This is a genomic window from Burkholderia sp. PR2, from assembly GCF_052372875.1.
In the GTDB taxonomy this organism is placed as follows: Bacteria; Pseudomonadota; Gammaproteobacteria; order Burkholderiales; family Burkholderiaceae; genus Burkholderia; species Burkholderia diffusa.
On the sequence record NZ_JBQRWH010000001.1, the window covers coordinates 395779 to 413612 of the forward strand.

Here is a 17834-nt window from a genome sequence, read left to right on the forward strand (position 1 = left end):
GCGTCGCGCATGTTCAGCACTTCGTGCCCCCAGTGCGGCGCGCCGGTCGAGTTTCGCTCGGCAGCGGCGGTGATGGCCGTCTGCGCGTTCTGTCGCAGCACGCTGCTCAAGCGCGGCACCGACGTCGAGCGCATCGGCGAGCTGGCCACGGTGCTCGACGACGCGTCGCCGATCCAGATCGGCACGGCCGGACGCTACGGCAAGCGCGCGTTCACGGTGCTCGGCCGCCTCCAGATGACCTACGACGCCGGCGCGTGGAGCGAGTGGTACGTCGTGTTCGACGACGGCGCGTTCGGCTGGCTGTCGGATGCGTCGGGGCAGTATGCGGTCACGGTGCGCGAGCCCGACGACGCATCCGGCGGCGCGTGGCCGGCGTTCGGCACGCTGGAACCGGGTATGCGGATCGACCACGGCGGCCGCGCGTTTCTCGTGTCCGACGTGCGCACCGCGCGCTGCACGGGCGGCGACGGCGAGTTGCCGTTCCGCGTCGACGCGGGCTGGGAAGCGCGCGTCGTCGACCTGCGCACCGGCAACGCGTTCGCGACCTTCGACTATTCCGACGCCGATGCGAACGGCGGGAGCCCCGCCGTCTATTCGGGCGAGGCACTCGAGTTCGACGCGCTTGCGTTCACGGGGTTGCGCGATACCGAGACCGATACGCGCGAGAAGCGCGGCGCGGAGATGGTGCCGTTCGCGTGCCCGAGCTGCGGCGCGCCGCTGTCTTATGCGCCTAACGTGGCCGATTACGTCGTGTGTGGCAGTTGTCATGCTGGCGTGCAGTGCACGGCCGAGCAGCAGACCGTGTTCGCGGCGCAGCGTAAGCTCGAATCGGTGAAGGGTGCGTTGGAGCTCGGTGCAATCGGCACGTTCGACGGCGTGAAGTACACGGTGATCGGCATGATGCGATGCCGCGTGCCGGGCGACGAAGAGACGTGGGACGAATACCTGCTGCTGAACCCGAAGCGCGGCTTCCTGTGGCTCGTGCAGAGCGAAGGGCGCTGGGAACGCGTGCAGGTGCTCGACCATTGGCCGACGATCGGCGGCGAGTCCGACGTGACCGACGGCGGCAAGACCTACCGCCTGCGCGAGGCGTATGAATCGGAGGTCGTCTACGTGGTGGGCGCGTTCAACTGGCGCGTGCAGGTGGGCGATCGCACGTCGATCATCGATTACGGTTGGCAGAAGGACAAACTGACGCGCGAGCGCAGCGCCGCGGAAATCGTCTGGTCGCGCGCGCGGCCGCTGTCGGGCAGCGCGCTGGCCGAGCGCTTCGGCACACCGGCGCTCGCGACGGCGGCTGCGACGGGCGCCACCGCGTCGACGGGCCTGTTCGGCGGGAAACACCCGCACAGTTTCGCGCCGCTGCCGTGGGTGTTCAGCGCGCTGCTCGTGATTTTCAACATGGACTCGCTGTTCTCGTTCAGCGGCCGCACCGTCTACGTGCTGGTCGGCCTGCTGGTGCTGTGGCTGCCTGAATGGCTGTGGAAGGGTTTCGCGTCGGACGGGGGCAACGCGTAATGCGCTACATCCTCTACGGACTTTACGGACTGATCGTCGTCACGTTGTTCAGTTGCGCGTCGCTCGGCGGCAGCGGGTCGGGTGGCAGCGGGTGGGGCAGTTCGTCGGCGCGCAGCGGCTACTCGTCGTACGGGTCGCACAAATGACGGCCCGCGACGGTCTCGCCGCGCCGCGTGCGATGCTCGGCTCGCACGTGCTGGCCGACCTGGCCGGCATCGACGCGGCGCTGCTGCGCGATGCCGCACGGCTTGAAACGATCCTGACGGAAGCGGCGCAACGGGCAGGCGCGCGCGTGATCGGTGCGCACTTTCATCATTTCGGCGGCGAGCATGGCGTGACGGGTGTCGTGCTGCTCGCCGAATCTCACATCACGATCCATACGTGGCCCGAGCATCGCTTCGCGGCCGTCGATGCGTTCATGTGCGGCGCGGCACGCGCGGCCGATGCGGTCGACGCGATCGCCGCTGCGCTCGGTACGCAGGCGCAGGTCCGGCGGCAGGTGGCGCGCGGCATCGCGTGAGCGAACGCGTCACACTGACTGCTGATATGCGTACAGGAATACGATTTGCCGCATTGCTCGGCCTTGCACTGTTGACCGGCAGCGTTGCCGCGGAGTTGCCGCCGAAGCCGCCCGGGCCCGTCGTGATGGTCCACTTCGACTACTACGAGAAGGACCAGGCGCGGCTTCATGCACTGGAACGTCGGCTGGATCGCGCAGTGAGGCAGGCAGGCGCGGGCGAACTCGGCGAGACGGAACTGCATCGCGACGGCAACGACGGCTATCTGTACCTGTATGGCACCAGCGCCGATCGGCTGTACGCGCTCGCGCGCCCGATCCTGAAATCGTCGGGATGGCTGACCGGTACGGAGGTCACGTTGCGCCGCGATGCCGGCGCGGAAACGTTCTCGATAGGCCGGGGCGGAGTACGTTAGCGCCTGGGCCGTCGGAATGCGAGATGCCCGATGGCGCGGCCATGGCGCGTTCGAATCCATTCGGAGGGAGAGGGCGCAGATGCGCCGGGCCGCGCGGCAGTGCGTGTCAGCGCGGTAACGCCTCCGCTTCGGCCCAGCGCTTGAACGAATCGAGGCGCCGGCGCGTGTGCACGAGATAGAACGCGCCGATCAGCGGTTCGAGCAGCCAGCGCAGCCACGACGGCTGCGCACGGAAGTGGTACGTGAATTTCACTTCGGTCGAACCCGGCGTGTGTTCGGTGAAGTTCCAGCTGCCGCTGAAGCGTTCGAGCACCTTCGGCCCTTCGACCATTTCGACGGCGGCGACCTGCGGCGGGCGGTACGAGATGTAGCGCGACACCATCGTCGCGCCCGACTGACTGCGGCAGAACGCGTCGACGCCGACGTCGGCCGTCGTTTCGTCGAGCAGATAGGCGTCGGTGAGGAAGCTGTCCCATACGAGCCGCCGCGCGTAGTCCTGCGACCACGTGAAGAGGCGTCTGCGATCGACGCCGACGGTCCGGCTGACTGAGATCCTCATGATGGCGGGCGCCGTGGCGCGGATTGGGATGAAATCGAGTGTAACCCGCCAATGCCGCGCGTTTCGTCAGACTTCGTCAAGTCGAGCGCGTGCTCGATTGACCTTCTGCGGGAATTCCCCTACGATCGATTCCATGCCTTCGGGACAGACCCGAAGCGTTTCAATCTCTTGAGGGAGCCTCATGAGTACGCAACAGAACCGGCGCTTCGACGCGCTCGTTTTCATTGGTCGTTTCCAGCCCCCGCATCGTGGTCACCTGAACGTGCTGAAGTCGGCACTGAGCCGGGCCGAGCGCGTGTGCGTGCTGATCGGGTCGACCGACAAGCCCCGCACCATCAAGGATCCGTTCTCGTTCGACGAGCGCTGCCAGATGCTGGCTTCGCTGCTCGAGCCGTCCGAGCGCGAGCGCGTGACGGTCGCGCCCGTGCAGGATTCGACGTACAACGACGGCGACTGGGTGCGCTGGGTGCAGGATGCGGTGGCCGCCGCGCTCGGCGATGTCGCGCAGCGCAAGGTCGGGCTGATCGGCCACGAAAAGGACGCTACGTCGTATTACCTGCGGATGTTCCCGCAATGGGAGCTCGTTGACGTCGATGCGACCGAGGACATCTCCGCTACCGAAATCCGCGATCAGTATTTCGCAGAACGCACCAACAGCTTTGTGCAATGGGCCGTGCCGGAACCCGTGTTCGGCTGGCTCGAGCATTTCCGCACGCAGCCGCAATTCGCGCAGCTGAAGGCCGAGGCCGAATTCATCGCCGCGTATCGCAAGGCATGGTCGGCCGCACCGTATCCGGTCACGTTCGTGACGGTCGACGCGGTGGTCGTGCACTCGGGCCATATCCTGCTCGTGCGCCGGCGCAGCGAACCGGGCCGCGGCCTGTGGGCGCTGCCGGGCGGGTTCGTGAACCAGGACGAACGGCTCGACGCGGCGTGCATCCGTGAATTGCGCGAGGAAACCGGCCTGAAGCTGCCGGAGCCCGTGCTGCGCGGCTCGATCAAGGATCGCCAGGTGTTCGATCATCCGGCCCGCTCGCTGCGCGGCCGCACGATCACGCACGCGTGCCTGTTCAACTTCCCGACGGGCGAACTGCCGCGTGTGAAGGGCAGCGACGACGCCGACAAGGCGCGCTGGGTGCCGCTCAACGAATTCGCGCAGATGCGCAACGTGATGTTCGAGGATCACTTCGAGATCGCGTATCACTTCCTGGGGAAGCTGTGACGCGCTGATTCCCCGGATTCCGGTCCGTCGCGACAGACGCGGCGGCACTTCAACGGCCTAGAGGAGCTCTAGCCATGCAAAACGATCCCGGCGGCTTTGCCGCGGTTCTCGCCAATCCGATCCTCAACACGGATTCGTACAAGGCTTCCCACTTCCTGCAATATCCGTCCGACGCGCAGGCGATGTTCTCGTACGTCGAGTCGCGCGGCGGCCGCTACGACCGCACGCTGTTCTTCGGCCTGCAGATGCTGCTGAAGGAATATCTGTGCCGGCCTGTCACGCACGCGATGATCGACGACGCTCGCGATTTCTTCGCGGTGCGTGGCGAGCCGTTCAACGAGGACGGCTGGCGCCATATCGTCGAGCGCTACGACGGCTACCTGCCCGTGAAGATTCGCGCGGTGCCCGAGGGTTCGATCGTGCCGGTGCACAACGTGCTGATGACCGTCGAATGCGACGACCCGAAGGTGTTCTGGCTCGCGTCGTATCTGGAGACGATGCTGCTGCGCGTGTGGTACCCGGTGACGGTCGCGACGCGCAGCTGGCACCTGCGGCAGACGATCCGACGCTTTCTCGAGAAGACCGACGACGATCTCGCGCAACTGCCGTTCAAGCTGCACGACTTCGGCGCGCGCGGCGTATCGAGCGCGGAATCGGCCGCGATCGGCGGCGCCGCGCATCTCGTGAGCTTCATGGGTTCGGACACGGTGCTCGGCGTGCTGGCCGCGAACCGCTTCTATCGCGAGCCGATGGCCGCGTATTCGGTGCCGGCGGCCGAGCACAGCACGATCACGTCCTGGGGGCGTGAGCACGAAGCCGATGCGTATCGCAACATGATCGCCCGCTTCGGCCTGCCCGGCGCGATCGTGTCGGTCGTATCGGACTCCTACGATCTGTTCGCCGCACTCGAGATGTGGGGCGGCGAGCTTCGGCAAACCGTGATCGATTCGGGCGCGACGCTGGTCGTGCGTCCCGATTCGGGCGACCCCGTGGCGATCGTGCTGCAGACCGTGCGCGCGCTCGACGCATCGTTCGGTTCGTCCGTGAATGGCAAGGGACGGCGCGTTCTGAATCATGTCCGCGTGATCCAGGGTGACGGCGTCGACGAGCTGTCGATCGACGCGATTCTCTCCGCGCTCGACGACGCAGGCTATGCGGCCGGCAACGTCGTGTTTGGCATGGGCGGCGCGCTGCTGCAGCAGGTGAACCGCGATACGCAGCGCTTCGCGATGAAGTGCTCGGCGATCCGTCGTGGCGACGTATGGCACGACGTCCGCAAGGATCCGGTCACCGATCAGGGCAAGCGCTCGAAGAAGGGGCGGCTCACCTTGCTGCGCAATCGGCGCACGGGCGAATACCGGACGGTGACGCTGCCGGTCGCATGGGACGATCGCGCGCTGGAAGGCGAATGGGACGAGGCGCTCGAAACGGTGTTCGATACGGGGAGAATGCTGGTCGATACGACGTTCGCCGAGGTGAGGGCGAGGGCGCACGCGGCGCAAATGTGAGGGCGACGGCGGGGCGTTCGTGCGCTCCGCCGCCGTGGATGTTCATCGGTCGCCGGCCAGTGTGCGACCGCTGCGCTCCGCCGCACGCGTTGCCTCCATCGACCGCGCCAGCGCATCGAACACCGCCGGCCCCTTGCAGCGCGACACGTTGAAGCGCATGAACGACGTCGCGCCGTGCGACGCACTGAACACGTTGCCGGGCGCGAGCACCACATCGTGGTCGAGTGCATGACGCGCCACGCGCGCGGCATCGAGCCCGTCGGGCAGTTCCGCCCATACGAACAGGCCGCCGCGCGGTTCGGTCCAGATCCCGAGCCCGGCGCGCGCTAGCCGCCGGATCGTTTCGCCCATCGCATCGGCCAGCTGCGCACGCAGGCCGTCGAGGTGGCGCCGGTAGGTGCCGTCGATCAGCAGCCGGTGCACGATGTTCGCGCCGATCTGCGCATTGCCGAACGACGTCGCGAGCTTCAGGTCGACGAGCGCGTCGATCCATTCGGGGCGCGCCGCGACATAGCCGCAGCGGATTGCGGCCGACAGCGTCTTCGAGAAGCTGCCGATCGACACGACGCGCGACAGCCCGTCGAATGCCGCGAGGCGCGGCGCGGGCGTGCTCTCGAAATCCGCGAAGATGTCGTCCTCGACGATCAGCAGGCCGTGCTCGGCCGCCAGCGTCAGCAGGCGGTGCGCGACCGGCGGCGCGAGCGTCGCGCCGGTCGGGTTGTGCAGCGCCGCGTTGGTGATGTACAGGCGCGGCCGATGCTCGGCAAGCACCTGCTCGAAGCGTGCGAGATCGGGGCCGTTCGGCGTGTACGGCACGCTGACGATGCGCGCGCGATGCGCGCGCAGCAGCGCCTGGAAGTTGAAGTAGCACGGATCGTCCAGCACGACGGGGTCGCCCGGCTCGAGCAGCAGCCGGCACACGAGATCGAGCGCGTGCGTGCCGCCGTCGGTCAGCATGATCTGCGTGGGTTCCGCATGTACGCCGTGCTGCGCGAGCCGCCACGCCAACTGCTGGCGCAACGCGGGCAGCCCGAGCGGCGTCGCGTAGTCAGTCAGCGCGTCGGCTTCGTCGCGCGACACCGCGCGCAGCGCACGTCGCAGGCTTTCGTCCGGCAGCCACGACGACGGCAGCCAGCCGCAGCCCGGCTTCACCGAGCTCGGCGCCGCCTCGAGCGCCTGGCGCGACAGCCAAAGCGGATCGAGTTCGCGATCGAGGCGCGGGCCGAGTTCGGCGAGCGCGAGCGGCGGCGCGTGCCCCGATACGTAGAAGCCGGAGCCGCGCCGCGCGACGAGCACGCCTTCGCTCGCGAGCCGCTCGTATGCGTCGACGACGGTCGATTTCGACACGTGCAGCGCGTCGGCCATCATCCGGATCGACGGCACGCGCGCGCCGGGCATCAGCGCGCGGCTCGCGATCCGTGCGCGCAGCGTGTCCATCACGGTTTCCACGCGGGTGCGCGACGGCGCGGGCGGAGCAGGGGCTTGCATGGAACGGCTCATGGCGAGAGGGAACTGTACGGACGGTTGTCCAGTACAGTTTGTCCGAATTGTATTGGGCTGTAGCTTACGCGCTTTTCACGGGCGGCGGATCATCGGTCATTCACCTTTTTCCGATCAGGATTTCCCGTGCAAAAGACGACCGACGGATGGCTCAGCGGCCTGCTGGGCGTGATCATCTTCAGTGGCTCGCTGCCCGCGACGCGCGTCGCGGTGCAGGGGCTCGACCCGCTGTTCCTCACGTTCGCGCGCGCGACGATCGCCGGCGTGCTCGGCCTGATCCTGCTCGTCGCGCTGAAACAGAAGCGGCCGACGCGTACCGAGACCGCGTCGCTCGTCGTCGTCGCGCTCGGGGTCGTGGTCGGTTTCCCGTTGCTGACGGCGCTCGCGCTCAAGCACGTGACGTCCGCGCATGCGATCGTGTTCGTCGGGTTGTTGCCGCTCGCGACCGCGCTGTTCGGTGTCTGGCGTGGCGGCGAACGGCCGCGGCTGCCGTTCTGGATCTTCTCGCTGGTCGGTAGCGGGGCGGTGGCCGCGTTCGCGCTGCGCAACGGCGGAAGTGCGTCGGTGGTGGGCGACGCGCTGATGCTGGCCGCGATCGTCGCATGCGGGCTCGGTTATGCGGAAGGCGCGCGCCTGTCGCGCCAGCTCGGCGGCTGGCAGGTGATCTCGTGGGCGCTCGTGCTGTCGCTGCCGGTGATGTTGCCGCTCGCGTGGTTCACGTGGCCCGCGACGTTCGACGGCGTCGACGCTGCCGCGCTGTGGGGGCTCGCGTACGTGTCGCTGTTCAGCATGCTGATCGGCTTCGTGTTCTGGTATCGCGGCCTCGCGCTCGGCGGGATCGCGGGCGTCGGCCAGCTTCAGTTGCTGCAGCCGTTCTTCGGTTTCCTGCTCGCGGCCGGGCTGCTGCACGAGACGGTGCCGCCGTCGATGCTCGCCGTGACGGCCGTGGTTGTCGGCTGCGTCGCGGGGGCGAAGTACTTCTCGAAGATGGCGCCCGCGCAGCGCGCGGGCTGACGCGCCGGCGCGCGACGACGTGACGGGTGCCACCCGTTCGCCGTCGCGCGGGCGCGGCTTGCGGCTTACCCCATCACCACGTTCGCGAGCCGGAACTGGTACGCGGTCGCGGTGGTGCCGCCGCCGCCGCCCGTCATCACGATGTCCGCGCTCTTGATCCCCAGCAGCGACAGTTCGGTGTTGATGTCGGACAGCACGGCCGAATTCATCACCGCGCCCTGTTCGATCTGCGACGCCGTGCCGATCCACAGCGTCGGCTTGAACTCGAACACGGCCTTCTGCCCCGGCACGATGCCCGTCTTGTGCGCGAGCAGCCGGTTGTCCTTGAAGACCGACGCGGTGATCGCCCCCTGGCTCAGGTCGTTGCGCAGCTGGATCTCGCGCGACGTCGGCGCCGGGCCGGCCAACGCGAGCACGTTGCCCGACGTCGAGCGCGACACGTTGAAGACCTGTCCGTTGTCCGCGCGCTTCTGCGGCATGTAGTTGCCGTCGGCATCGCTCGCGGAGACGGTCGTCAGCATCGGGAACACGAACGGATGGTTGTCGCCGCGCCCGCAGTTGGTGATGACCTTCCACGCGATCGCGAGCTCGTCGAAGTCCGTCGACACGTTCTTCTGGAAGATCACGATCTGGCTGTTGTTGACGTCGTTCGACAGGTTGACGAAGTTGAGATTGATGTCCATGAGTCACCTTGGTTCGATTTGGATAACTGATTGAATGGGCGCCGGCCGTGCGTAGCCGGCGCACGAACCGTTACGCCATCACCACGTTTTCCAGCCGGAACGTGAACGGCATCGAGCGCGGGCCGGGGCCGCCGCCGGTCATCACGATGTCGGCGCTCGCGATGCCGAGCAGCGACAGTTCCGTGTTGATGTCGGAGATCACCGCGGAATTCATCAGCGCACCCTGTTCGATCTGCGATGCGACGCCGATCCAGATCGTCGGCTTGAACTGGAACACGGCCTTCTGGCCCGGCGCGACGGACGTCTTGCGCGCAAGCGCGCTGCCGTCCTTGTAGATCGTCGCGTTGATCGCGCCGGCCGGCAGGTCGTTGCGCACCTGCACCTCGGAGCTCGCGCCCGGGTCGCCGCCGAGTTGCAGCACGTCGCCCGAGCTCGAGCGCACGACCTGGAACACCTGGCCGTTCGAGGCGACCTGCTGCGGCATGTAGTTGCCCCAGCTGTCGCTCGCGCTCACGCTCATCGTCATCGGGAACTTGAACGGATGGTTGTCGCCCTGGCCGCAATTGCGGATCACCTTCCAGGCGATCGCGAGTTCGTCGAAGTCGGTCGCCACGTTCTTCTGGAAGATCACGACGCTCGAGTTGTTGGCGTCGTTCGAGCGGTTGATCAGGTTCAGTTGGATATCCACGTCGTTGCTCCTTGAGTTTGAAAAGACGGCAGTCGGTCTGCCGCACACCTTTCCCGCCGGCCCGGCCGCGAAGCCGTGCCGTCAAGCCGGTTCAATCCGTGTCTGGCGGCGCTACGCGCGCACGATGTGTTCGAGCGCGAATGCAAACGGCTGCGCGTCGGTGCCGGTGCCGCCGCCCGTCATCACGATGTCGGCCGCGGCGACGCCCGCCAGCGGCAGAAGCGTGTTCGCGCTCGATAGCACCGCCGCGTGCAGCGCGCGGCTTTCCTGTATCTGCGACGCCACGCCGATCCACAGCGTCGGCGTGAAGCGAAACACGGCCTTCTGCCCGGGCGCGACCGCTTCCTTCACCGCGATCAGCCGGCCTGCGCTGAACGCGTTGACGTTCACGGCGCCGCGCCGCAGCCGGTTGACGACCTCGATGTCGCCGCCCGGCGCGTCGGCCGGGTCGGGCACGAGCCGGCCGCGTCCCGTCGGCTGCGCGTCGACCACGAAGCGCACGCCGGCGGGCGCCGTGACGCGCGGCGAGAAGTTGCCGTGCTCGTCGCCGAGCGCGACGTCGATGTCGGTCGAGTAGTCGAACGGATGGAAGCAGTCGCGTCCGCAATAACGGATCACCTTCCACGCGATCGCGAATGCGTCGAGATCGGGGATCACGTCGCGCTGGAACAGCACGACCTCGCTGTTGCCGCAGTCGTTCGAGCGATTGACGAAGCGGAGCTTGATGTTCATGACGCCTGCTCCTGATCGGACGTGCCGCGATCGTCGCGCAGCGTGCGGTCGGCCCACTGCGCAAGCGCGGGCGCGACGCCGTTCGCGAGCGACGCGATGTGCAGCGCATGTGCACGCGCCTGGGCCTGAAGGTCGCCCGCGAAGCGGCCGAGCGCCATCACGGCATCGGCGGGGCCGCGCGTGCGGCCGAGATCGTCGAGATATTGCGCGGCCGCGTCGGCCATCGCGCCTGCATGCTGCAGATGGCTCTGTGTGACGCGTGTCGCGAGATCGGCGTTCAGTGCCGCCAGCTCCTTGACCGCGGCGGCCGAACTGCCGGGCGCGAACCGTTCGAGCTGGCCGCGCCACAACGCGTCGGTCGCGGCCTGGCAGGCATCCGTGTAACGGTGGCCGGCGAGCAGCGCGGTGTGCGCGAACGCGCGCCACGCGGGGCCGCCGGGCGTGCAGCCGGTGCCGGTCGCCTGCGCGGCGACCTTGCCGAACTGCTGGAGCGCGTCGGCGTGCGCGCGTTCCCATTGGGCGATGAACGTGGAGAACATGGCGATTCCTCGTGATGAAGGGGCGGTGACGGCGCGATGGCGGCCGATACGTGGATTACTGACGCGCGGCGCCGAGGCGCTGCACCATCCGCATCACGGCGGCCATCTGCGGCGCGTCGCGGCGGTAGAAGCCGGGGTGGAGCGGATCGGTGCTCGTATAGCCCCAGAAATCCCAGCAGCCGAGCGGATTGACGGCCGATTTTTCGACCTGCGGATAGAGCACGATCAACCGGTTCGTATCGGCGATCTCGTTGTAGCCGACGCCGCGAATCATCTTCTCGCCGACGGCAGCGACGTTCTGCACGCAGCCGTGGAACACCACGTGCACCGCGCAGGCCACGCGCTCGCAGTCGGCCGGTACGTATGCGTAGCCCGTGTCGCCGAGCGACGCGCCGCGCTGCGGATCGAACGCGCGCTGATCGAACTTCAGCAGCTTGCCGCCTGCCTGAGCGGCCGGCGGATTGAGCGGCTTGTCAGGTGTGCCGTAGATCCAGCGCACGATGTCGTGCGCCTGCTGGAAGCCGCAGTTGTCGATATACGGGCTCGCGTTCGCGCTGCATGTGTTGTCTTCGGGGCGGTTCGTGATGAACGCATGCCCGGCGTCCGGCGATTCGCGGTACTGGAGGTTCGCGGCCGGGACCTGCGCGAGCGTGTAGAAGCGCGCGGTCTGGTCGACGACGCGCGTCGACACCACCGTATCCTTCGCGCCGCTGAACACGTAGATGCGCTGGCCGCGCAGCGCGGCCGGATCGTCGATCTCGCCGCGCTGCGCGAACACGCGCGCGGCGCGCCATGCATCGGCCGCGGATGGTGCGGGGCCGATCGGCTGCATGCACAGCGTGGTGGCGGCCACCGCCGGCGGGATCAACTCGTTCACGCCCGCACAGTAGAACGGCCCGCCCGCCACGATGCCCGCGCCGATCAGCCGGCTCGAGAACGCGACGTCGAACTGCGCGGCCATGAAGCCGCCGGACGACAGCCCCGACACCGACGTGCGCTTGAGGTCGGCGCCGTATGCGGGCAGCGGATCGGCGGGGGCGGCGACGGCGTGCGGCGCGACCGTCGCCACTGCGGCAACGGCGACGCATGCGGCGCCGAGCACGCGGCGCAGCGTGCGCGAAACGGTGGAACGGGGCGGCGTCGTGCGGCCGGGCGAGCAAGTGACCTTCATGCGGGACTCCTGACGTGACGAGTAACGAATGGCGAATGACGAACGGCTGGAACGGATGCGGCAAGACTTCAGCGACGGTTTCAGCTTACGTGCCGCCGACGACGTGCGAAATGGCGCGAACGACATGCGCGGCGACCCGTGACGTTCGGCCGGTGCGGTGTCCCGGCGCTCACGACATGAACAGCGCGCGCTCGGCCTGGCGGCGCTTGGTGAGCCCCGCGAGCGGCTTGCCGCCGGCCTTGTTCCAGACGAGGAACTGGTCGGCCGCACGCGCGCACGCGCCGGCGTTCAGGTAGCGCAGCAGCGTGGACGAACGCAGCCGTCCCGCGCCGAGATTGAAGACGAACGACATCAGCGCATCGAACTGCTGCTGCGTGACCGGCACGCGCAGCAGCTTGCGCAGGTTCAGCTCGGCGCCGCGCAGGTCGCGCCGCAACAGCGCCTCGGCTTCGGCCGGCGTGAGCGGTCGTGTGAAGCGCTCGTGCGGCAGGATCAGGTGCCCGTAGCCGATCGTCGGCTTGCCGACCGCGTCGAGATAGCGCGCGAGCCGCAGCCCCTCGAACTGCTTGATCAGCGCGATGCCTTGCTCACCGGTGTGTTCAGGCTGGTTCGCCATCGTCGTTCTCCTTGCTGCCCGGCCGTGCGCGCGGCACCAGGCGATGCGTGTATTCGTCGATCACGCGCATGATCGCTTCGGGCGGCGGCAGCGCTGCGAACTGCATTTCGATGTCGATGTGCTCGGTGTCGCGCTGCCGCGCGTTGCCCTGCGCGTCCTTCTTCCCGGAGCGCGGCGCGAACGTCACGTAGAAGCGGCCGCGCTGGTCGTCGTCGCCCGCGACACCGCCGGCCGGCAACGCCTCGGTGAAGTCGCCGCGCACCGTCAGGTGCACGATCATCCGGTCGAGCGCGAGTCCGCGCGGCGTGGCGAGCGCGACGAGCGGCACCGGCATCGTGTGCTCCGCGTCGAGCGCGACCGTGACCTCGCGTGGCGCGAGCAGGCCGTCGTCGCGCAGGTCGAAGAACTGATCGAGCACGGCCGTGTACTGGTGCGCGAGCAGTTGGTTCGCGGCGGCCGCGGCGTGCTGCATCCCGCGCGCGATTTCGTCGAGCGCGATGCCACGTGGCGGCGGGCGCTCGTCGTCGGCTGGCGTGCCGGGCGGCGCCGGCGGGGCGGGCGGAGCGGGGGGCAGGCCGCCGGCGGACGCGCCGGGCGCCGCGGTGCCCGGTGCGTCGCGCGTGCCCGGCGCGGCCCCGGCCGGCGAGCCGGAGGCCTCGAGCGGCACGTGGGGCACCGGATCGGCGGTTACCGCCGCCGAGGCACCGGTGCCTGAGACCGTCCCGGTCTTGCCGGCAGCCGCACCGGCCGGCGGCGGGTCCGTCGCGTCCGGTTCCGGCCGGGCTGTGCTGCCGCCCGGACGCGTATCCCCATCGTCGTGCCCGCCGTCCGCGCGGCGAGACCGTCTGAAGAGCCTGAACATGGCCGGCCCGCGCGCTTACGCGTGCGCCGGCTGCTGGGCATCCGAACCGGCTGCAGCAGGCGCGGCCGTGCCGCCGCCTGCCGCCGACGCATCGCCGACCAGCTTGCCGTCGGTCGGCGTCGCCGGCAGCGGCTTCACGGCCTTCGCGTTGCCTTCCGTGACGACCGGCTTGGTCGCGGCTTCGGTCAGGAAGTCGATCACGCGCATCAGCGCTTCGGGCGGCGACTGGCGCTTCACCTGCGTATGGATCGAATATTTCGCGCGCGTGTCGGTGCTGCGCGTCTGCTCCGCCTTGTGCGAGACACGCCCGGACACGCTGACGCTGATCGGCCCCCAGCCGAACTTCGCCTGGAATTCGCCGCCGGCCTCGGTCGACGACGACGACTTCTCCGATTGCGTAATCTCCATTTCGAAGTCGATCGTGCCTTCCTCGATAGCGATGATCGGGTGGACGATCGCCGCGAGCAGCGGGATGCGCATCGTCTTCTGCACGACACCCTTCGACACGCCGGCTTCGTCCACCAGCGTCTCGTCGTAGTCGAACTGGACGGCCACGGCCTTGCCGCCCTGGATGCAGACCTGCATCAGGAAATCCGCGTAGCTCTTCGCGGCCTGCGTCTGCGCGCTGATCATCGCCTTTAACGGGCCGGCGATCATTTGGTCCATGGGTAAAGCGTTAATCACTGAGCCGATGAAATTCGCGTCCATGAATAAACTCCTCTTCGTGTTGAAGACAACGGAAATTCGTTGTCTTTATTTACATTAGGAAATTGAAGACGTTTACAAAATATGACGTCGGTCACGTCCGGCGGCCCTGGCCGGCCCTCGGCGGGCATCGGTACGCGCGGCGTGGACGAATTAGGCCATTCGTCACGGAGCGACGGGCCTAGTGCGCGGCGGGTAAAACAGCGGTAAAAAAACGCCGGGTAGGGAAGCAAAAAAACCTAAACCGAGCATCCCGATTTCGAGGAAACCGCGCAATGAACGTTCTGATGATCGATAGCCCGCCGTTATTCGTCGCGGGCGTGGCGGACGTACTGTGTAAACGCGATGTCGACTGGCATGTGTGGTCGGCCCGCCGTCCCGAGGACGTTTTGCGCTTGCGCGACGCGTTGCTGCCCGGGACGGTCGAGGCGATCACGATCGAATGCGACGAGCACGCCGCGCGGCCGAGCTGGCCGAGCGTGCTGAACGAGACGTTCGCCGGCGCGCCGTGGTTGTGCGTGGTGGCCACCGTGTGCCGCCGCACGATTGCCGATGCGCTGCTGGCGGGGGCGGCCGGCATCATCGACCGGCACGCGAGCGCTGACGAGTTCGCTGACGCGCTCGGCCGGGTCGCGGCTGGTGCGATCTATGTGCCGCCGAGCGACGGCGGCGCGACGCAGGCGCGCCCGGGCGGCGTGCCGGCCGGGGACGATCGCGCATTCGAGCGTCTCACGCCGCGCCAGCGCGACGTGCTGCGGCTGCTGGCCGAAGGCAAGTCGAACAAGCAGATCTGCCGCGTGCTCAACGTCGCGGAAGGCACGATCAAGAATCACCTGTATGCGCTGTTCCGCCAGATCGGCGTGAGCAACCGGACCGAGGCCGCATTGTGGCTCGCACGCCACGTGCCGTCCGAGCCGGCGGCATTCGCGTTCGCGCCCGTCTGCAGTTCGCCCGGCTGAGGCTGGTCGCGGCGGGCCCCGGTGTGTGCCAGCATCCGGTGTCGCGTTGCGTTGAAGTCCATCGGGCCGGAGGCGGGGTGCCCGGGCCGGCCATCGGTCGCGGCGAGCCGCGTGGCCGAGTACGTCGCACGCGCGCGGCGACGTGCGTGCCGGAAACGGCGAACGGGCCGCGCCGGCCGCGCGCCCCGTTCGGCGGCGCCCGTCGACACCGGGCGCCGGCGTGCTTACGCGACGTGCGCGACGCCGTATTGCGAGGACAGGTAGCGCCGGATATCGGCCGGCGAATCGATGAAGCGGCGGCCGTTGTGTTCGCGAATCCCGACCGCGTCGTCCTTCGGCGCCTGCCCGTCGCCCAGGACGAGCACCGGCGCGGACTGGTTGTCCTCGCCGATCAGCGCGACGATCGGCCGGCGCGGCCGCGGCGCGTCGACGTACTCGACCGAGACGGCGTCGCGCAACTGCGGATAGAAGCTCAGCAGCCCTTCGACGGCAACCGAGTCGCCGCAGTAGAACGGACCTTCGGAGTCCTTGAAGAAACCCGGGCGGAGAATGAACAGCGTGTCTTTCATGATGGCCTCGCTATCAGTGGTGGTCGAACGTTGAAAAAAACGGGAGTGCGGGGAGATGCGTGCGACGCGCCCGATGTCAGGCTTCCGCGAGCGCGGCCGCGGCGGCACGCATTCTCGCGAAACCGGCGTCGAGGTCGGCGATCATGTCGTCGGGATGCTCGAGCCCTGCGTGGATGCGCAGCAGCGGGCCGGCTGCCAGCCATGGCGTCGCGGTACGGTGGCGCGACGGATTCGACGGGATGATCAGGCTTTCGAAGCCGCCCCAGCTGTAGCCCATGCCGAAGCACGTCATGCCGTCGAGCAGTGCGCGCACGGCATCGTCGGGCTGCGGATGCAGCACCAGGCCGAACAAGCCGCACGCGCCCGTGAAGTCGCGCTGCCACAGCGCATGGCCGGCATCGCCCGGCCGGGCCGGATACAGGATCTGCGCGACTTCCGGCTGCCGCGCGAGCCATTCGGTCAGCATGTGCGCGTTGCGCTGGTGGCGTTCGAGGCGCACCGACAACGTGCGCAGCCCGCGCAGCGCGAGATACGCATCGTCGCCGCTGACGGTCATCCCGAGCTGCCGGTAGCAGCGCGTGACCTTCTGCGCGAGCGCCTCGGTTGTCAGGATCACGCCCATCAGCACGTCGGAGTGTCCGGCGATGTACTTGGTCGCCGCGTGAATCGACACGTCGACGCCGTGCGAGAACGAGCGGAAATTCAACGGCGTGCCCCACGTATTGTCGAGCAGCACGACTGCATCGTGCTGGTGCGCGACGCGGCAGATCGCGGGAATGTCCTGCACTTCGAAGGTCAGCGAGCCCGGCGATTCGGTAAAGACCGCGCGCGTGTTCGGCTGCATCAGCGACGCGATGCCGGCGCCGATCGACGGATCGTAATAGGTCGTCTCGATACCGAGGCGCGAGAGCGTCTCGTCGCAGAACGAGCGGGTCGGGTCGTACACCGAGTCGGCCATCAGCAGATGGTCGCCGGGGTTCAGTACCGCGAGCAGCGCGGTCGTGATCGCGCTGAGCCCGCTCGGCGTGAGCAGCGCGGCGTGCGCGCCTTCGAGGCGTGCGAGCGCCTTTTCGAGCGCACGCGTGGTCGGGCTGCCGTGGCGTCCGTACGCGAGCGGCGTGCCGCGCACCGCGTCGAGCGCGTCGGTGCCGTGAAAGAGCAGCGTCGACTGGCGATACACGGGCGGGTTCACCGGCGAGCCGGGCTGGCCGTGCGCGCGGCCTTCGTGAGCGAGCAGGGTGTCGGTCGAGTGCGGTTGGTTCAAGATGTCGTCCTTTGAAAGTCGGTCAAATCGGAGCGAAGCCGTCGCGCGGTCAGTGCAGGATCTTGTCGAGGAAGTCGCGCGCGCGTTCGGAGCGCGGCGCGGCGAAGAATGCTTCGCTCGCCGCATCCTCGACCACCGCGCCCTGGTCCATGAAGATCACGCGATGCGCGACCTTTCTCGCGAAGCCCATCTCGTGCGTGACGCACACCATCGTCATGCCGTCGCGCGCGAGCTCGACCATCACGTCGAGCACTTCGTTGATCATCTCGGGATCGAGCGCGGAGGTCGGTTCGTCGAACAGCATCGCGACGGGGTTCATCGACAGCGCGCGTGCAATCGCGACGCGTTGCTGCTGTCCGCCCGACAACTGCCCCGGATACTTGTGCGCATGCGCCCTCAGGCCGACGCGATCGAGCAGCTTCATCGCGTTCTCGATCGCTTCGTCCTTGCGACGGCCGAGCACCTTGACCTGCGCGAGCGTCAGGTTGTCGGTGATCGACAAGTGCGGGAACAGCTCGAAATGCTGGAACACCATGCCGACGCGTGCGCGCAGTTGCGCGAGTTTCGCGGCAGGGTCGCCGAGCCGCATGCCGTCGACGACGATGCTGCCTTTCTGGAATGGCTCGAGGCCGTTGATCGTCTTGATCAGCGTCGACTTGCCGGAGCCCGACGGCCCGCAGACGACGACCACTTCGCCTTTCGATACCGCCGCGCTGCATTCGGAAAGGACCTGATGCTTGCCATACCACTTGGAAACGTTGTCGAGCGTAATCATGGTTGTCCGTGATTGAG

At 68.0% G+C, this 17834-nt stretch carries 21 protein-coding genes; 8 read left to right on the plus strand and 13 right to left on the minus strand.

Annotated elements, in window-relative coordinates:
* Positions 1 to 9 precede the first annotated feature (9 nt).
* Genes ACT2FV_RS01740 through ACT2FV_RS01755 form a run of 4 tightly spaced genes read left to right on the plus strand, consistent with a single transcriptional unit; the run spans position 10 to position 2451 of the window.
* A complete protein-coding gene (locus ACT2FV_RS01740; RefSeq protein WP_444503061.1) occupies positions 10 to 1518 on the plus strand; it encodes a DUF4178 domain-containing protein in 1509 nt (502 codons plus the stop codon).
* Complete coding sequence (locus tag ACT2FV_RS01745; protein WP_170296473.1) at positions 1518 to 1664, plus strand: hypothetical protein; 147 nt, start codon at positions 1518 to 1520, stop codon at positions 1662 to 1664. The genes ACT2FV_RS01740 and ACT2FV_RS01745 overlap by 1 nt, the downstream gene beginning before the upstream one ends.
* Positions 1661 to 2038, plus strand: a complete 378-nt coding sequence (gene speD / locus ACT2FV_RS01750; protein ID WP_444503062.1) for an adenosylmethionine decarboxylase — start codon at positions 1661 to 1663, stop codon at positions 2036 to 2038. Before ACT2FV_RS01745 ends, speD begins: the two co-directional genes overlap by 4 nt.
* Positions 2035 to 2451, plus strand: coding sequence for a hypothetical protein (locus tag ACT2FV_RS01755; protein WP_244107997.1), 417 nt, complete (start codon positions 2035 to 2037; stop codon positions 2449 to 2451). The genes speD and ACT2FV_RS01755 overlap by 4 nt, the downstream gene beginning before the upstream one ends.
* A 106-nt stretch (positions 2452 to 2557) precedes the next feature.
* Here ACT2FV_RS01755 and ACT2FV_RS01760 read toward each other — a convergent pair whose 3' ends face one another.
* Positions 2558 to 3010 carry a type II toxin-antitoxin system RatA family toxin gene (locus ACT2FV_RS01760; protein ID WP_444503063.1) on the minus strand — a complete coding sequence of 151 codons (453 nt, stop codon included), beginning with the start codon at positions 3008 to 3010 and terminating at the stop codon, positions 2558 to 2560.
* Between the two features lie 181 nt (positions 3011 to 3191).
* Between ACT2FV_RS01760 and ACT2FV_RS01765 the strand changes: the two genes are divergently transcribed.
* Together ACT2FV_RS01765 and ACT2FV_RS01770 are read left to right on the plus strand one after the other, a co-directional pair.
* The gene (locus tag ACT2FV_RS01765) at positions 3192 to 4232 is read left to right on the plus strand and encodes a bifunctional nicotinamide-nucleotide adenylyltransferase/Nudix hydroxylase (protein WP_059685934.1); all 1041 of its coding nucleotides are present in this window, start codon (positions 3192 to 3194) and stop codon (positions 4230 to 4232) included.
* Positions 4233 to 4306: 74 nt separating this feature from the next.
* Positions 4307 to 5740, plus strand: coding sequence for a nicotinate phosphoribosyltransferase (locus ACT2FV_RS01770; protein WP_444503064.1), 1434 nt, complete (start codon positions 4307 to 4309; stop codon positions 5738 to 5740).
* Between the two features lie 42 nt (positions 5741 to 5782).
* On the opposite strand, the gene ACT2FV_RS01775 is transcribed toward ACT2FV_RS01770, so the two are convergent.
* A complete protein-coding gene (locus ACT2FV_RS01775) occupies positions 5783 to 7240 on the minus strand; it encodes an aminotransferase-like domain-containing protein (RefSeq protein ID WP_444503065.1) in 1458 nt (485 codons plus the stop codon).
* A 126-nt stretch (positions 7241 to 7366) separates the two neighbouring features.
* On the opposite strand from ACT2FV_RS01775, the gene ACT2FV_RS01780 reads away from it, so the two are divergent.
* The gene (locus ACT2FV_RS01780) at positions 7367 to 8254 is read left to right on the plus strand and encodes a DMT family transporter (RefSeq protein WP_226114617.1); all 888 of its coding nucleotides are present in this window, start codon (positions 7367 to 7369) and stop codon (positions 8252 to 8254) included.
* A 65-nt stretch (positions 8255 to 8319) separates the two neighbouring features.
* On the opposite strand, the gene ACT2FV_RS01785 is transcribed toward ACT2FV_RS01780, so the two are convergent.
* The 8 genes from ACT2FV_RS01785 to ACT2FV_RS01820 all read right to left on the minus strand — a co-directional run bounded on the left by ACT2FV_RS01785 (position 8320) and on the right by ACT2FV_RS01820 (position 14253).
* Entirely contained in the window at positions 8320 to 8937 is a 618-nt protein-coding gene (locus tag ACT2FV_RS01785) for a hypothetical protein (protein WP_059600109.1), read from the minus strand.
* Between the two features lie 70 nt (positions 8938 to 9007).
* Complete coding sequence (locus ACT2FV_RS01790; RefSeq protein ID WP_059600108.1) at positions 9008 to 9625, minus strand: hypothetical protein; 618 nt, start codon at positions 9623 to 9625, stop codon at positions 9008 to 9010.
* Between the two features lie 111 nt (positions 9626 to 9736).
* Positions 9737 to 10357 carry a hypothetical protein gene (locus ACT2FV_RS01795; RefSeq protein WP_124901235.1) on the minus strand — a complete coding sequence of 207 codons (621 nt, stop codon included), beginning with the start codon at positions 10355 to 10357 and terminating at the stop codon, positions 9737 to 9739.
* Positions 10354 to 10896 carry a hypothetical protein gene (locus tag ACT2FV_RS01800; protein ID WP_444503066.1) on the minus strand — a complete coding sequence of 181 codons (543 nt, stop codon included), beginning with the start codon at positions 10894 to 10896 and terminating at the stop codon, positions 10354 to 10356. Before ACT2FV_RS01800 ends, ACT2FV_RS01795 begins: the two co-directional genes overlap by 4 nt.
* A 55-nt stretch (positions 10897 to 10951) precedes the next feature.
* Positions 10952 to 12067, minus strand: a complete 1116-nt coding sequence (locus ACT2FV_RS01805) for an extracellular catalytic domain type 2 short-chain-length polyhydroxyalkanoate depolymerase (RefSeq protein ID WP_444503067.1) — start codon at positions 12065 to 12067, stop codon at positions 10952 to 10954.
* Positions 12068 to 12236: 169 nt separating this feature from the next.
* Entirely contained in the window at positions 12237 to 12683 is a 447-nt protein-coding gene (locus ACT2FV_RS01810) for a lysozyme (protein WP_124628096.1), read from the minus strand.
* Positions 12667 to 13350 carry a DUF2589 domain-containing protein gene (locus ACT2FV_RS01815; RefSeq protein WP_444503068.1) on the minus strand — a complete coding sequence of 228 codons (684 nt, stop codon included), beginning with the start codon at positions 13348 to 13350 and terminating at the stop codon, positions 12667 to 12669. Before ACT2FV_RS01815 ends, ACT2FV_RS01810 begins: the two co-directional genes overlap by 17 nt.
* Positions 13351 to 13560: 210 nt before the next feature.
* The gene (locus ACT2FV_RS01820; protein WP_059600103.1) at positions 13561 to 14253 is read right to left on the minus strand and encodes a DUF2589 domain-containing protein; all 693 of its coding nucleotides are present in this window, start codon (positions 14251 to 14253) and stop codon (positions 13561 to 13563) included.
* Positions 14254 to 14525: 272 nt separating this feature from the next.
* On the opposite strand from ACT2FV_RS01820, the gene ACT2FV_RS01825 reads away from it, so the two are divergent.
* A complete protein-coding gene (locus ACT2FV_RS01825) occupies positions 14526 to 15209 on the plus strand; it encodes a helix-turn-helix transcriptional regulator (protein ID WP_151049369.1) in 684 nt (227 codons plus the stop codon).
* Between the two features lie 224 nt (positions 15210 to 15433).
* On the opposite strand, the gene ACT2FV_RS01830 is transcribed toward ACT2FV_RS01825, so the two are convergent.
* The 3 genes from ACT2FV_RS01830 to ACT2FV_RS01840 form a co-directional block, all read right to left on the minus strand.
* A complete protein-coding gene (locus tag ACT2FV_RS01830; protein WP_124628100.1) occupies positions 15434 to 15778 on the minus strand; it encodes a DUF3088 domain-containing protein in 345 nt (114 codons plus the stop codon).
* Between the two features lie 76 nt (positions 15779 to 15854).
* Positions 15855 to 17042 (minus strand): cystathionine beta-lyase, encoded by a 1188-nt coding sequence (metC, locus tag ACT2FV_RS01835; protein ID WP_444503069.1) that lies wholly within the window; start codon positions 17040 to 17042, stop codon positions 15855 to 15857.
* Between the two features lie 49 nt (positions 17043 to 17091).
* Entirely contained in the window at positions 17092 to 17817 is a 726-nt protein-coding gene (locus ACT2FV_RS01840) for an amino acid ABC transporter ATP-binding protein (RefSeq protein ID WP_059468348.1), read from the minus strand.
* Positions 17818 to 17834 lie beyond the last annotated feature (17 nt).